Consider the following 14879-nt stretch of genomic DNA (forward strand, 5'->3'; position numbering starts at 1 on the left):
CATGTTGAACAGGGTGGGCCTGATCGTGCGCGGGTTGGCCGCCGCACTGCTGGTTCTGGTCTTCGCGCGGTGCGCCGCCGCAGACGAGAAGCGGCTTCCCGTGCCCGCGGTATCGATCCGCGCCGGCGAGCTGATCAGGGAGGACATGATCACCGAACGCAACTTCGACCAGAATGCGCTCGGTGTCGCGATGTTCGTCGAAGGACGTCAGGTCCTCGTCGGCCGCATGGCGCGGCGGGCGCTGTTGCCGGGTCAGCCGATCCCGACCAATTCAGTGGAGGATCCCTGGACCATCGCCCGCGGCGCCACGGTGAAGGTCGTGGTCGAGGACTCCGGCTTGTCGATCGTGGCTTATGGTGCGGCGATGCAGTCGGGTGCGCCGGGCTCGCTCATCACCGTGCGAAACACCGATACTGGCGTGATCATCAGGGCCATCGTCCAGCCAGACGGCACTGTCAAGGTTGCGGACGGGTCATGACCAGAGTCCTGCTTGCTCTCCTTCTCATCGTCTCCGCCGCCAGCGCCCAGGCCGCCGTTCGCATCAAGGACATCGCCGATATCAAGGGCCTGCGCGAGAACCAGATCGTGGGCTACGGCCTCGTGATCGGGCTCAACGGGACCGGCGATACGCTGCGCAACGCGCCGTTCACGGAACAGTCGTTGCAGTCGATGCTCGAGAACATGGGCATCAATGTCCGCAACGAGACCAGCAGCACCAACAATCAGTCGCGGCCGACAACGCTGCGCACCCGCAACGTCGCCGCCGTGATGGTGACCGCGGACCTGCTGCCCTCGATCGGGCCGGGCGAACGGATGGACGTCACGGTGTCGTCGCTGGGCGATGCGACCTCGCTGCTCGGCGGCACCCTGGTGATGACGTCGCTGCGCGCCGCCGACGGTGCCGTCTACGCCGTGGCGCAAGGTGCGGTTACCGTCGCCGGTTACAGCGTCGGGGGACAGGCCCAGAACGTCAGCCAGGGCACGCCGACCGCGGGCCGCATTCCGAACGGCGCGCTGGTGGAGCGCGAGGTGCAGGGAAACCTCCACGAGATGGAGTTCCTGGTGCTTGAGCTGAAGAACCCAGATTTCGTCACGGCGACCCGGATCCTCGACGCCGTCAACCGCTATGCCGGTGGACGCTATCGTGCACAGATCGCCTTCGAGCGCGACTACCGGACGATCGTCCTGTCCAAACCGCGCTATGTCGGTCCGGTCCGCTTTCTCGCCGAGATCGGTGAATTGACCGTCGAACCTGACACGCCCGCGCGGGTCGTGATCAATGAACGCACCGGCACGGTGGTGATCGGGCGAGATGTGCGAATTTCGACCGTTGCCGTCACGCACGGCAATCTGACGGTTCGCGTGACCGAGCTGCCCGTGGTGTCGCAGCCGGCGCCGTTCTCGCAAGGCCAGACGGTCGTCGTGCCCCAGACCGTGGTCGAGGCCAACGAAGCCGGATCGCAGGTGGCGATCCTGAGCGGCGTCGATCTCCAGCGCCTTGTGCGCGGATTGAACCAGATCGGACTGAAACCATCGGGCATCATCGCGATCCTCCAGGCGATCAAGACGGCCGGCGCGTTGCAGGCCGAAGTCATCGTGCAATGATGCGCAAGCGTCCTGCAAGCTTGGTCGCTCAATGCTCGGATCCTGACCGGGAATCGCACGCGGACCGATGCTGAAGCTGGATCACAAAGCGCAACTCCTTCTGGCCGCGGTGTTCGTGCTCGCGAACACTTCGCCAACGTTCGCGTTGGACGAGCCGAGGTCGTCGAGGCCGCTCAATCTGCTGTCCTTCGTGCGTGCGCGTGCGCCCGGGCCGCAGAAGCCGCACGCACAGGCGACGCCTGCGTCAGGCGATAATTCGCGGGCCACGGCATGGGCGGCCGAGGATGCGGGGCCCGCCACCACCGGTGCCGTGCCGGAGGCGCCGCCGCCGGCACCGGCTCCCGCGCCGATTCGTCCGGCGAAGTCAGGCAGTGGCGCGGCGCCGCAGAAGCCGGTGCCGGCTCAGGCCACTGCTTCCGCAGACAACGAAGTCGCGCTGTTCTGTAGCAATGTGGCCGATCCCGCCGTCGACGCCAGGCTCGCCTGGCAGCTGAAAGAGCTGGAGAAGGCCGAGAGCCTGCTGCGCGAGCGGATCGCAGAAGTCGAGGCCAAGCGGGCGGAATATGAGAAGTGGATGGCGCTCCGCGGCGACTTCCTGAAGAAGGCCGAAGCTAACGTCGTCGAAATCTATTCGCGCATGAAGCCGGACGCGGCCGCGACCCAGATCGCCGGCATGGCGGACGAGACGGCCGCAGCGGTTCTTGCAAAGCTGAGTCCGAGAAGCTCGAGCGCAATTTTCAACGAGATGGAGACCGGGCGTGCGGCGCATCTCGCTGACCTGCTCGGTGGAATGCGTCGCGTGGATGACGGAAAGACCAAGTAATGAAGACGCCTTTCCTCATCCTGTCGCTGTTGCTTCTTGTCGGCTGCTCGCATGATCCAGCGGAAATCCTGACCGGCCCGAAGCTATCGCCCGTGGGCAGCGGCCTGAGGACACCGGCCGAGCCTATTCCGGTGACACCCCGCATGCGTACGCCCGTCAGTTATCGTTCGACCTGGGACGACGGTACCGATCTCTACCGCGATCCCCGTGCGCGCCGCGTCGGCGACGTCGTGACGGTGATCATCTCGATGCAGGACAAGGCGAAGCTCGACAACAAGACTGGCCGCTCGCGAGATTCGCAGATCCAGTTCGGACTGAACTGGCTGATGGACGTTGCAGGATGGCAGGACAAGGGCCAGACCAACGCCAATCTGAACACCAACACGCAGATCAAGGGCAACGGCCAGATCGACCGCTCCGAGGATATCAAGCTTTCCATCGCCGCCGTCGTCACGGACGTGTTGCCGAATGGAAACATGATGATCAGCGGCTCGCAGGAGTTCGGTATCAACACGGAGATGCGCGTGCTCAATGTCGGCGGCATCGTGCGCCCGCGCGATATTTCGCGAACCAACACCATCTCCTACGAGAAGATCGCCGAGGCGCGCGTGTCCTATGGCGGTCGCGGAAATCTATCTGACGTGCAGCAACCAGGATGGGGACACCGGATCTATGATGCCGTGGCACCGTTCTGAGGCTCGCGCGTCATGGAGGCAGATAACGTCATGCGCCTGATTGCCGCCATCGTCGTGCTGACCCTGGTTGCGATCGGCGCCGGCGCGCTCGCGGGCCTGCATCTGTTCGCTGCGGCCGAACGCGTCGCCGATGCAAGGAAGGGGGCCACCCCGCCGCCGATCGCGTCGAGCTACTCCGGCAGCGCACGGCTCAGAAAGCTGTCACCGATCGTGACCAATCTTGCGGCGCCGGCCAACAACTGGGCCAGGGTCGAGGCCTCCATGGTGACCGACAGCATGAGCGACGAGGATGCCGGCATCCTCGCCGCGCACATCAGCGAGGACATCGTCACCTATCTGCGCTCCGCCTCGGTCACGCAGTTCGAAGGCTCGCGCGGGCTTCAGCATCTGCGCGACGACCTGTCCGAACGCGCCAGCATCCGCTCGTCCGGCAAGGTCCGGGAATTGATCATAGAGACGTTGGTGATCCAGTGAAATTGAGAGTCCTGCTGCTGGCTTTGCTGCTGGTCGTGCTGCCCGAAGTGGCATTCGCCCAGATCCCGGACCTCAACTCGCTGCTGCCGCCGGGCAACGGCTCGACCAGCGGCCGCATCATCCAGCTGATGGCGTTGCTGACGGTGCTGTCGGTCGCACCGGGGCTGCTCATCATGGTGACGAGCTTTACCCGCTTCGCGGTCGCGCTGTCGTTCCTGCGCGCCGGGCTCGGCCTCCAGACGACGCCTCCGAACCTGGTGCTGATCAGCCTTGCGCTGTTCATGACGTTCTACGTCATGGCGCCGACCTTCGATCGCGCCTGGGAGACCGGCGTGCAGCCGCTGATGAAGAACGAGATCTCGGAGGAGGAGGCCTATCTGAAGATCAGCGATCCGTTCCGCGAGTTCATGCTGGCACATGTCCGTGACAAGGACCTGCAGACATTCGAGTCGCTCGCGGCGGAAAGCTTTCGCAAAAAGTTCGACGACAAGCGCATCGACATGCGCGTCATCATCCCGGCCTTCATGATCTCCGAGCTTCGGCGCTCGTTCGAGATCGGCTTCCTCATCATCCTTCCGTTCCTCGTCATCGACATGATCGTTGCGACACTGACCATGTCGATGGGCATGATGATGATGCCGCCGTCGATCCTCGCGCTGCCGTTCAAGGTGCTGTTCTTCGTGCTGATCGACGGCTGGAATCTGCTTGCGTCCGGACTGGTGCGATCGTTCTCGTGAGGGCGAACAGCGGCCGGCGAAAATCGTTGAGCGAAAATCGTTAAGGTTAGTGAAGAGTAATATTAACCATATGATTTTGCTGAAGAATTCAAGCCGGCCTTAATCCGGAGGCAAGATTCGGCGTGCTAGCAATGCGGCACGGCGGGTTGGACCCCACCCACATCAGTCCAAAGGCATGATGCCGCCCCTCCGTACCGGTGAAAGCCCGGTATGTCCCCTCGTGAAAATGTAACGCGTACATCAAGGGACATTCGCAATGTCAAGCCTGCTTACGAACTCGACCGCCATGACTGCTCTCCAGACTCTCCGGTCTGTGAGCTCCCAACTCGCCACCACGCAGACCCGCATCTCCACCGGCCAGCGCGTCTCGACCGCTTCGGACAACGCCGCCTACTGGTCGATTGCGACCTCGATGCGGGCCGACAACGCTGCGCTCTCCGCGGTCTCGGACTCGCTCGGGCTGTCGGCGGCGACCGTCGACACCGAATACACCGCTCTGACCTCGGTTGTCGGTGACAGCAACGGCGGCCTCACCAAGCTGCAGTCGCTGCTGGTAGAAGCCAAGACGGCCGGTATCGACCGCACCAAGATCCAGGCGGACGTCACCCAGATCCAGCAGCAGATGCAGGCGACCGCGTCCGCGGCGACCTTCAACGGCGTGAACTGGCTCAGCACCACGACGGCCACGCCGACGACGGTCAACCTGGTGTCGTCGTACTCCCGCGTCGGCGGCACGCCGACCACCGGCGCCATCAGCCTGACCGTTGCGAACTACTCGCTCTACACCTCGTCCACCAGCGGCATCCTCGACAAGGTGAGCGGCGGTGCTTCGGTCAACACGATCGACATCTCCACGCTGACCGACTCGGCGGCTGACCAGACCACGCTCGATGGTTACATCGCGCAGGTCACCGGCGCGATCAACTCGGTGGCTTCCGCCGCCGCGAACCTCGGTGCCGTGAAGAACCGCATCTCGACCAACACCGACTTCGTGAAGTCGCTGATGGATTCGGTGACACGCGGTATCGGCCAGCTCGTCGACGCCGACATGAACCAGGAGTCCACCCGCCTGTCGGCCCTCCAGGTCCAGCAGCAGCTCGGCGTTCAGGCGCTCTCGATCGCCAACAGCAGCAGCCAGAGCATCCTGTCGCTGTTCCGCTAAATCTGAAGACCTTCCGAGGGGGCCGCGCTTCTCGCGAAGTGCGGCCCTTTCGTTTGGCGCAATATCCTGCGCACGTCTCAACTTAGTTTGCGCTGTTGCGGCGGAGACACAGAGACACAAGCCTCGCACAAGCTTCGAGCGTTACGGTCGCCGTACGACAGGTTGGGCCCTCAAACGCTTTTGCGCAGCCCAAAGGCATGACGCCGCCCTGTCGTACCGGTGCAAGTCCGGTATGTCCCCAAAAACAACTCGATCTTCAAAGGGACATCAAAATGGGTTCTAGCCTTCTCACCAACTCCGCCGCCATGACCGCGCTGCAGACGCTGCGCAATGTCAGCTCCAGCCTGCAGACCACCGAAAACCGCATCTCGACCGGCCAGCGCGTCGCTACCGCGTCGGATAACGCCGCTTACTGGTCGATCGCAACCTCGATGCGCGCCGACAACGCCGCGCTCTCCGCCGTCTCCGACTCGCTCGGTCTGTCGGCTGCGACCGTCGACACCGAATACACCGCTCTGACCGCGGTGGTCGGCGACAGCACCGGCGGCCTGACCAAGCTGCAGTCGCTGCTGGTCGAAGCCAAGACCGCCGGCATCGACCGCACCAAGATCCAGGCCGACATCACCCAGATCCAGCAGCAGATGAAGGGCACCGCCAATGCGGCGACCTTCAACGGCGTCAACTGGCTGAGCACGACGACGGCGACGCCGGCGACCTTCGACTTGGTCTCGTCGTTCTCGCGCGTCGGTGGCACGCCGACCATCGGCTCCATCACGCTGACGATCTCGAACTATTCGCTCTACACCTCGGCGACCGGTGGCATCCTGGACAAGGTGAGCGGCGGTGCATCGGTCGACACGATCAGCATCAGCACGCTGACCGACTCGGCAGCCGACCAGACCACGCTCGATGGTTACATCGCGCAGGTCACTACCGCGATCAACTCGGTGGCTTCGGCCGCCGCCGATCTCGGCGCCGTGAAGAACCGCATCGCGACCAACACCGACTTCGTCAAGACCCTGATGGACTCGGTGAATCGCGGTGTCGGCCAGCTCGTCGATGCCGACATGAATGCGGAATCCACCCGCCTGCAGGCGCTCCAGACCCAGCAGCAGCTCGGCGTCCAGGCGCTCTCGATCGCCAATCAGAACAGCCAGAGCATCCTCTCGCTGTTCCGCTAAGCCTGAAAACGACCTAAGGGAGCCGCGCTTCTCGCGAAGCGCGGCTCTTTTCATTTCGAGACGCGTTGTTCGCGCGCCAGGAGAACCTCGAATCGCCGCCTCGAACTGTCTCGTTCCCCTCCGGTGCAGTCACGGCGCCACAAGCTTCGCGCAAACTTCGCGTGCTATCGCCGCCGTTACGACAGGTTGAGCGCGCTTTTTCGCGGCCCAAAGGCATGATGCCGTCCCGTCGTACCGGTGCAAGCCCGGTATGTCCCAACAATTTCAATTTCGTTTTCAGGGGACGTCCAACATGAGTTCTAGCCTTCTCACCAACTCTGCCGCCATGACCGCGCTGCAGACGCTGCGCAATGTCAGCTCCAGCCTGCAGACCACCGAAAACCGCATCTCGACCGGCCAGCGCGTCGCTACCGCGTCGGATAACGCCGCTTACTGGTCGATCGCAACCTCGATGCGCGCCGACAACGCCGCGCTCTCCGCGGTCTCCGACTCGCTCGGTCTGTCGGCTGCGACCGTCGACACCGAATACACCGCTCTGACCGCGGTGGTCGGCGACAGCACCGGCGGCCTGACCAAGCTGCAGTCGCTGCTGGTCGAAGCCAAGACCGCCGGCATCGACCGCACCAAGATCCAGGCCGACATCACCCAGATCCAGCAGCAGATGAAAGGCACCGCCGCCGCGGCAACCTTCAACGGCGTCAACTGGCTGAGCACGACGACGGCGACGCCGGCGACCTTCGACCTGGTGTCGTCGTTCTCGCGCGTCGGTGGCACGCCGACCATCGGCTCCATCACGCTGACCATCTCGAATTACTCGCTCTACACCTCGGCGACCGGCGGCATCCTGGACAAGGTGAGTGCCGGCGCGTCGGTCGATACGATCAACATCGGCACATTGACCGATTCGGCGACCGACCAGAGCACGCTCGACTCCTACATCACGCAGGTCACGGCCGCGATCAATTCGGTGGCCTCTGCCGCTGCCGACCTCGGCGCCGTGAAGAACCGCCTCGCGACCAACACAGACTTCGTCAAGACCCTGATGGACTCGGTGAGCCGCGGTGTCGGTCAGCTCGTCGACGCCGACATGAATGCGGAATCCACCCGCCTGCAGGCGCTCCAGACCCAGCAGCAGCTCGGCGTCCAGGCGCTCTCGATCGCCAACCAGAACAGCCAGAGCATCCTCTCGCTGTTCAAGTAAGCTTCGGCTCCGAAAGCGACCGTGCTCCCCAGGGAGCGCGGTCCCGCCGTGATCGGCGGACGTGAGGGCACATGACGTGCCCGCAATTGATGTCGTGACGCCAGACGGCGAAGCAACGTGTCGTTCGCGCGGGCGCCCGCTCGTTGCCGTTGCACCGGTTGAGGCGCCTGAACGTCCTGCGAAACTGCAATGCGTCCCGCGAAGCAACGTCTTCACGTGTTCGCGCAACCTTCAGACAAGGTTGGCAGCGGAGTGTCCTCACCATTCGCATTGGTACGAGGTCATATGCTCAGTCGCGCGCAGCTACAGCAGCTGCTCAACAATCTGCTGGAACTTGGGCCGCGACGTCTGATGGCCTTGGGATTGATCGGTTTCGCCGTCCTCGTCACCGTGGTCGGCGGCGCCTACTATCTGAGCCGGCCCGAATTCGAAACGCTTTACACCGGTCTCACTCGCGAGGACGTGACGCGTATCGGGGCCGCGCTACGCGAGCAGAACATCACCTTTGACATCAACGCGGCCGGTGACGCCGTCTCGGTGCGACCAAGCCAGACCGCGCAGGCGCGAATGCTGCTCGCCGAGAAGGGGCTGCCAACCAGCGCAAATTCCGGTTACGAACTGTTCGACAAGATCGGATCGCTCGGACTGACCTCCTTCATGCAGGAGGTTACCAAACTTCGCGCACTTGAAGGCGAGATCGCACGCACCGTTCAGCTGATGAAGGGCGTCAAGGCGGCGCGAGTGCACATCGTGATGCCGGTGCGCGGATCGTTCCGTGCGACGCAGCAACCGCCTTCTGCCTCGGTCGTGCTGCGCACCGACGGGGCGCTCGAGGCGCGGACGGCGCAGTCGATCCGCCACCTCGTCGCGGCCGCCATTCCCGGTATGACGCGCGACAAGGTCACGGTGCTCGACGCCGACGGCTCGATGCTGCTGGCGGAGGACGACGAAGCCAGCGCCGCGCCGACCAAGATGGCAAACCTCCAGAAGACCGTCGGCGGAATGGTGCAGGAGAACATTCGTAAGGCGCTGACGCCTTATCTGGGGCTGGACAATTTCGAGGTCAGCGTCGCGCCCCAGCTGTCGACCGACAAGCGCCAGATCAACGAGACTGTGTACGATCCGGAGACACGCGCCGAGCGTTCGGTACGCAACGTTCGCGAAAACGAGAAGTCATCGAACGCCGACCGCTCGACGCCGACCACCGTGCAGCAGAACCTGCCGGATCAGCAGGTCAATGCCGGCGGCACCAAGAGTTCCAGCGAAGACAAGACGCGCCGTGAGGACGTCACCAATTTCGAGGTCTCGTCCAAGACCACGACAACCGTGAGCGACGGCTACGCGATCAAGAAACTCTTCATCGCGGTGCTGGTCAATCGTACACGGCTTGTCGCCGACCTTGGCGACAAAACCAACCAGGCCATCGTCGACAGCAAGCTCGCCGAGATCAGCCAGCTCGCGGCGACCGCCGGCGGACTGGACAAGACGCGCGGCGACCAGATCCAGGTGACGGCTGTCGACTTCGTGGAAGGCTCGCGCGATCTGGCGCCGGTGCCGCCGATCAGCTTCGTCGAGATGATGAACAAGCAGCTCGGCAGCGTGATCAACGCGGTGACGATCCTGGCCGTCGCCTCGATGCTGGTCTGGTTCGGGCTGCGGCCCGCGGTCAACGGCATTCTGACCCATCGCGCGGCGCAGGAGCAGAGCGAGGCGGCCGAAGCCGCTGAGCTCGAAGCCGCCTCTGCCCTCGCCTTGGCCGAGAGCCAGGACCCCGAGCTCAACCTTGTCGAAGACCTCGAAGGCAAGATGCAGCGCACGCCGCAGAAGCGGCTCGAGCAGATCGTTCGCCTCGATCAGATGCAGGCGGCAGCAATTCTTAAGGACTGGATGCGACGCGAGGAGGCGGCATGAACGCGGCAATCGGAAAGCTCCTGACGCAATTCGACGCCAACGGGCGGGCCAAGTCACCGCCGCCTCCGTTGCCCAAGATCCAGGACGTTCTGACGAAGCAGAAGGAGGTCCGGCGTGAGCCGCAGCCTCAACCGCAGGGACAGGAGCGCCAGGGGCCATCGCAGCCGCAACGTCAACCGCCGTCCCCGGCGCCTGCGCCGGAAGCAGCACCGGTCAATCTTCTCGAGGACGCTTATCGGCGCGGCCATGCCGCCGGTCTTGCCGAGGGCGAAGCCAAGCTCGCCGAAGAGCGGGTCCGCGGCGCGATCCGGCTGGGCGAGGAGCGGGCCAAATGGTCCGACCAGCAGGCGGTCGCGATCGTCAACGGCTTCGACGCTGCCTGCCGCGAGATTGAGAGCAACATGGCAAGCTCGGTGGCTCGGATATTGCTGCCGTTCCTCGCCGAAGCGGTCCGCGACAAGGCGATCGGATCGCTAGTCGAGCAGATCGCGGCGTTGACCTCGAGCTCCCCTGTGTCGGTGTTCCGCGTCACCGGACCCAGCGAGCTCATCGACCTCGTGAGGACGCAGCTCAATCTCGCTGGCCGCACCGGTGTCGAATACAAGTCCGCCGACACCGTCGAGGTGCGCGTCCTCGCCGATCAGACCACGATCGAGACGCAGATATCGACCTGGGTCGACCGGCTGAACGAGGCGCGCCGGTAGCGAACCATGGAGGAAGTCAAGCACGAACTCGTCATCATCCGCCGGCGGAGCGCCTTCGAAGACGAGAAGGCGCACGGCGGCGTCTGGAAGATCGCCTACGCGGACTTCATGACCGCGATGATGGCGTTCTTTCTGGTGATGTGGCTGCTCAACGCGCTGAACCAGGACCAGAAACAGGTGGTTGCGAGCTATTTCAACCCGATCAAGCTCGCGGAGAACGCGCCGGCGCCGAAGGGTCTGAAGGATCTGTCCAAGAAGGAGCCCACGAGTTTCGACGGTCAGGACGGCAAGCGCCAGCCCGCCGGCCCGAACGAGGAGCGGCGCGGCGACTCGCCGACCGCCGAGAAGCCGCCCTTCTATGAAGAGAAGGTCCTATTCCGCGATCCCTATGCGACGCTCGCCGAGATCGCGGCAAGCTCCAGCCAGGCTTCGGGCCAGCGGCGCGCCGGTGCCTTGACGTCTGCCGAAGAGGATGGCCTCAAGGGCGGCGACGCCTATCGTGATCCGTTCGATCCCGGCTATTGGAAGCTTGCGCCAGAAGCTTCGAAGGAAGCTGACAGGATCATGGAAGGCGAGCCGAAGGCGAGTGCTTCGGCGCGTGACAATCCGGCCAACACAAATCAGGGCGAGCCGCGCCGCGACAAGATCGATGATGCCGGCGGCAGCGTGGCTCCCGACGCACAGGGGTCGTCCACGAGCATATCGCCGCTGCTGCCGCCGGGCGCGGCACCTTCATCCTCAGCGCGCGATGCGGGCGTGCAGCCGAGCCCGCAAACGAACGTCCAAGCCAATGTCGCGCCGCAGCCGCGTCCGACCGATGGGCCGAAGGAATCCGAGCCGCGCGACGCCGCCCAGACCCAACAGCCGACGGTGAAGCAGTTCCAGTCGGCGATTGCCGATGCGCTGTCGGACATCAAGGCCGGCGCCGGGCCGGTCGCCGAAGTCCGCCAGGTCGAGGAGGGTCTGCTGGTCAGCCTGACCGATGATGCGAGTTTCGGCATGTTCGCGGTCGGTTCGGCTGAGCCGCGGCCAGAGCTCGTTCGCGTCATCGACAAGATCGGTCCGCTCATCGCGAAGCGTCGCGGCATGATCATCGTACGTGGTCACACCGACAACAGGCCCTACAAATCCGACAATTACGACAATTGGCGGCTGTCCACGGCGCGCGCGCAGATGGCTTACTACATGCTGGTCCGCTCCGGCATCGATGCCCAGCGGATCGAGCATGTCGAAGGCTATGCCGACCGGCGGCCGAAACTTCCGACCGATCCTGCGGCTGCGCAAAATCGACGGATCGAAATCCTGATCCGGGAGAAGCGTCCGTGACCAGACCGCTGCTCCGCACTGTGCTGTTGATGCTGTTGTCGCTGACGGCGACACGCGCCTTTTCCGATCCGGCGCTGTCGTCCGGCGAGCCGTATGAGCTGGTCCGCGCGCTGCAGGCGGTGCAGGACGGCATCGCCCATGGCGATACTGCGGCGCATGGCAGCCATATCGCCCTGATCCGCCAGATCGGCGAGAAGTTTCTCGCCGCAGATCCGACCGTGTGGAGCAACCCGCAGAACGGTCAGGCGGTCGTGATCTATCTGCTGTCGGGCGGCGCGCCGCAGATCGTCCGCAAGCTGCCGCGCGACAAGATCAACGTCGATAAGGCTCTGTTCGACGGCGCTCTCGCTTACGTCGAGGGACGGCAGGACGAGGCGAGGGACCTGCTCAAGGATGTCAAGCCGCGCACGATCCCGGCCGGCATGGGCGGGCAGGTGGCGCTGGTCCAGGGAGCGCTGTTTGCGAGGTCCGAGGCATCGCTGGCGATCGAGCGTCTGGACGATGCACGCCTGCTGCTGCCGGGCACGCTTGTCGAAGAGGCGGCACTGCGGCGCGAGATCCTGCTGGTCGGGCAAGCCGAAGATTTCGACAAGTTCGAGTTCCTGACGCTGGCCTATATTCGCCACTACCACAACTCGGTCTATGCCGGCGATTTCTGGCAGCGCTTCTCCACGGGACTGACGCAATCGAGCCTGGCGCTGGACGATGGTCGTTTTGCACGGGTCGCGGCGCTACTGGAACAGGTCGACCGCGCCAGCCGCCTCAAGCTGTATCTGGTGATTGCGCGCGGCGCGCTGATCCGTGGCAAGCTCGCTGTCGTCAGCCTCGCGGCCGAGCGGGCGCTGGCGCTCAGCGCCGACGCCACGCCCGATCGGGAGCGCGCCCATTTCTATCGCGGCGCATCTCGCACGCTGACCGACGAATATGACGGCGGTTTCGCCGAGCTGAAGGCGCTCGACCGGTCGAAGCTGGCCGAACGCGACGTCCTGCTCCTCAACGCAACCCTCCAGCTCGCGCTCGACGTTCGCAAGTCGATCACGGGCCCCGCTGCCGTCATGATGGCCGACAAGCCGCCGCCCACGCCGGCGCGGATCGATCTCGGCTCGTCGAACGCGATGCTTGCGCGTGCGAAGTCGCAGCTCGGCGAACTGGAGCTTCTCACCACGGATCACCGACCATGACCAAGCTCAGTGAAACCTCCGGACAGCTCTTCGCTGGTCTCGCCGAAGGCCTTGCGCGGGGAATGAACCGGTCGACGAAAGGCGTGGCAGCACCGGGCGCGAAAGCTGCCGACCATTCCTCATTTCACGATCTGCTCCACACCGTCTCGAACATGGCCAAGCGGGCTTTGGACGATCAGGGGACCGATACGACCACCAAGGTTGCCCCAGCGCGTTCGCGCGTGACCCAGTTGACCGAGCGTGACACGTCGAAGGACGAACCGCTGCATGAGCGCACCGAGGAGACCAAATCGTCGAGCAAGCAAGAGTGCGCCGATCAGGTTGCGAAGGCGGATGTCTCGAGCAGATTGAACCCTCCGGCGATCATGGGGCAAGAGCTTGCTGCCGTGCAGGTGGTGACAGGGCTGGCTTCACAGCCGTCCGTTGACAAGAAGGAGACGTCGGCCCGGGACGAGCATCCCTTGGCGGCGAAGCAACGCATCGGCGATGCAAGGGCGGCGGCAGACATCGCTCGATCTACCGTCACGCCTTCGACTGTGGCGCGTTCCGGCGGCGATACGTCCGCCGTGCACGGGCGGCAGATTCCAGGCGCACAGATCGCGGCGATGCCGCAGGCAAGCGCGCGTCAACCAGATGCGATGCCCGCAACACCGGGCTTCGAGGCCGTCGCGGCGAATGTCGAGCGCGCCGCAAGGTCCGCGAGCCGCGATGCCTTGCCTGAGACGACCAAGGTCACGGTGTTGCAGCAGGAGACTCATCTGCCTCCTGTTGGGCAACTCAGCGCGACCCAGCAGGTCGCAAACGCCGTCGTGTCGGAGCTCAAGAGTTCGCCTGCGCCGGCTGCGTCCGCCGCGGCAGATCTCGTGGGCGCGCAGAACAGTCCCACGGATCAGCCGCTCAAGATCCTCACCGTCAATCTCGAGCCGCCTGATCTCGGCAATGTCACCATGCGTCTTCGTCTCGTCGGCAACGAGGTGTCGGTCCAGCTCGCCGCCGAACGCAAGGACACCAGCACGATGCTGGATCAGCAGCGCGACCAGATCCGCGACCTGATGCAGTCGGCGGGCTATGTCGCCGACGTCGCGCCGGTGCAGCACGGTTCGCTCGACGGCTTCCAGGCGGGATCCGGCCAGGCGCAACCGCATCTCTCCGGCCAGCAGCAGCATCCATCGCAGTCGCAAGGCGCTTTCGGCGGTGCGGGCGCGTCGTCCGGTCAATCAGACGGCGGCGCGCGGCAACCCCGCCAGGACCAGCAGCCCAACCAGGAGGCACGCCATGACCAGGACGTGGCGCCGCAGTCTCGTCGCGGCCCTGTTTATCTATAATGCGAGCACCGCCGGGGCGGCAGCGACCGACGCCTCGAGCGCCTGCGAGCGGGAGATGATGCGCGCCTCGCGGCAGCACGGGATTCCGCTCGGCATCCTTTATGCTGTCGGCCTCACCGAAACCGGCCGGCGCGGCGCGCTCTATCCCTACGCACTCGGTGCCGAGGGGCAGACCGTGTTCGCCAAGGATATGGACGACGCGATCGCGAACTTCGAGGCGATGCGAGCCAGGGGCATCAAATTGATCGACCTCGGCTGCATGCAGATCAACCACTATTTTCACGGCGACAAGTTCACGTCGGTACGGGCGATGTTCGATCCGGCGAAGAATGTCGACTACGCCGCGCGATTCCTGAAGGAGCTGAAGCAGCGCGAGGGAAGCTGGACCATGGCAGTCGCCCGCTACAATGCCGGTCCCAACAATCAGCCGGCGCAGAAGCGCTATGTCTGCCACATCGTCGCGCATCTCGTTTCCAGCGGCTTCGGCGCGTGGACCGACAAGGCGCGCGCGTTCTGTCAACCGAAGACGACATGAAGTTGTGCATCGCCGCCAA

Annotated in this window: 15 protein-coding genes; all 15 read left to right on the forward strand. The window is 64.4% G+C overall.

Going from position 1 to position 14879, the window contains the following annotated elements; all coding sequences use genetic code 11:
• Window position 1: 1 nt before the first annotated feature.
• The 15 genes from flgA to XH91_RS07890 all read left to right on the forward strand — a co-directional run bounded on the left by flgA (window position 2) and on the right by XH91_RS07890 (window position 14860).
• The gene (gene flgA / locus XH91_RS07820; RefSeq protein ID WP_245470847.1) at window positions 2-478 is read left to right on the forward strand and encodes a flagellar basal body P-ring formation chaperone FlgA; all 477 of its coding nucleotides are present in this window, start codon (window positions 2-4) and stop codon (window positions 476-478) included.
• Entirely contained in the window at window positions 475-1605 is a 1131-nt protein-coding gene (flgI, locus tag XH91_RS07825; RefSeq protein ID WP_128950042.1) for a flagellar basal body P-ring protein FlgI, read from the forward strand. Before flgA ends, flgI begins: the two co-directional genes overlap by 4 nt.
• A gap of 67 nt (window positions 1606-1672) precedes the next feature.
• Entirely contained in the window at window positions 1673-2428 is a 756-nt protein-coding gene (locus XH91_RS07830) for a MotE family protein (protein WP_128950043.1), read from the forward strand.
• Window positions 2428-3123 (forward strand): flagellar basal body L-ring protein FlgH, encoded by a 696-nt coding sequence (gene flgH / locus XH91_RS07835; protein WP_128950044.1) that lies wholly within the window; start codon window positions 2428-2430, stop codon window positions 3121-3123. The genes XH91_RS07830 and flgH overlap by 1 nt, the downstream gene beginning before the upstream one ends.
• A gap of 30 nt (window positions 3124-3153) precedes the next feature.
• Window positions 3154-3597, forward strand: coding sequence for a flagellar basal body-associated FliL family protein (locus tag XH91_RS07840; protein WP_128950045.1), 444 nt, complete (start codon window positions 3154-3156; stop codon window positions 3595-3597).
• Window positions 3594-4334: a flagellar type III secretion system pore protein FliP gene (fliP, locus tag XH91_RS07845; protein ID WP_128950046.1), complete on the forward strand. Its 741-nt coding sequence runs from the start codon at window positions 3594-3596 to the stop codon at window positions 4332-4334. The genes XH91_RS07840 and fliP overlap by 4 nt, the downstream gene beginning before the upstream one ends.
• A gap of 256 nt (window positions 4335-4590) precedes the next feature.
• Complete coding sequence (locus XH91_RS07850; RefSeq protein ID WP_128950047.1) at window positions 4591-5496, forward strand: flagellin N-terminal helical domain-containing protein; 906 nt, start codon at window positions 4591-4593, stop codon at window positions 5494-5496.
• A 272-nt stretch (window positions 5497-5768) separates the two neighbouring features.
• On the forward strand, window positions 5769-6677 hold the full coding sequence (locus XH91_RS07855) for a flagellin N-terminal helical domain-containing protein (RefSeq protein ID WP_128950048.1): 909 nt from the start codon (window positions 5769-5771) through the stop codon (window positions 6675-6677).
• A gap of 292 nt (window positions 6678-6969) precedes the next feature.
• A complete protein-coding gene (locus tag XH91_RS07860; protein WP_128950049.1) occupies window positions 6970-7878 on the forward strand; it encodes a flagellin N-terminal helical domain-containing protein in 909 nt (302 codons plus the stop codon).
• Between the two features lie 285 nt (window positions 7879-8163).
• On the forward strand, window positions 8164-9789 hold the full coding sequence (gene fliF, locus XH91_RS07865; RefSeq protein ID WP_164934212.1) for a flagellar basal-body MS-ring/collar protein FliF: 1626 nt from the start codon (window positions 8164-8166) through the stop codon (window positions 9787-9789).
• Window positions 9786-10493 carry a FliH/SctL family protein gene (locus XH91_RS07870; protein WP_128950051.1) on the forward strand — a complete coding sequence of 236 codons (708 nt, stop codon included), beginning with the start codon at window positions 9786-9788 and terminating at the stop codon, window positions 10491-10493. The genes fliF and XH91_RS07870 overlap by 4 nt, the downstream gene beginning before the upstream one ends.
• 6 nt (window positions 10494-10499) lie before the next feature.
• Complete coding sequence (locus XH91_RS07875) at window positions 10500-11819, forward strand: MotB family protein (protein ID WP_128950052.1); 1320 nt, start codon at window positions 10500-10502, stop codon at window positions 11817-11819.
• A complete protein-coding gene (locus XH91_RS07880) occupies window positions 11816-13000 on the forward strand; it encodes a chemotaxis protein (protein WP_128950053.1) in 1185 nt (394 codons plus the stop codon). The genes XH91_RS07875 and XH91_RS07880 overlap by 4 nt, the downstream gene beginning before the upstream one ends.
• Window positions 12997-14325, forward strand: coding sequence for a flagellar hook-length control protein FliK (gene fliK / locus XH91_RS07885; protein ID WP_128950054.1), 1329 nt, complete (start codon window positions 12997-12999; stop codon window positions 14323-14325). The genes XH91_RS07880 and fliK overlap by 4 nt, the downstream gene beginning before the upstream one ends.
• A complete protein-coding gene (locus XH91_RS07890) occupies window positions 14276-14860 on the forward strand; it encodes a transglycosylase SLT domain-containing protein (RefSeq protein ID WP_128950055.1) in 585 nt (194 codons plus the stop codon). Before fliK ends, XH91_RS07890 begins: the two co-directional genes overlap by 50 nt.
• The last annotated feature ends 19 nt before the right edge of the window (window positions 14861-14879 follow it).

Origin of the sequence: Bradyrhizobium guangzhouense, assembly GCF_004114955.1 — a bacterium.
GTDB classification, from domain to species: Bacteria; Pseudomonadota; Alphaproteobacteria; order Rhizobiales; family Xanthobacteraceae; genus Bradyrhizobium; species Bradyrhizobium guangzhouense.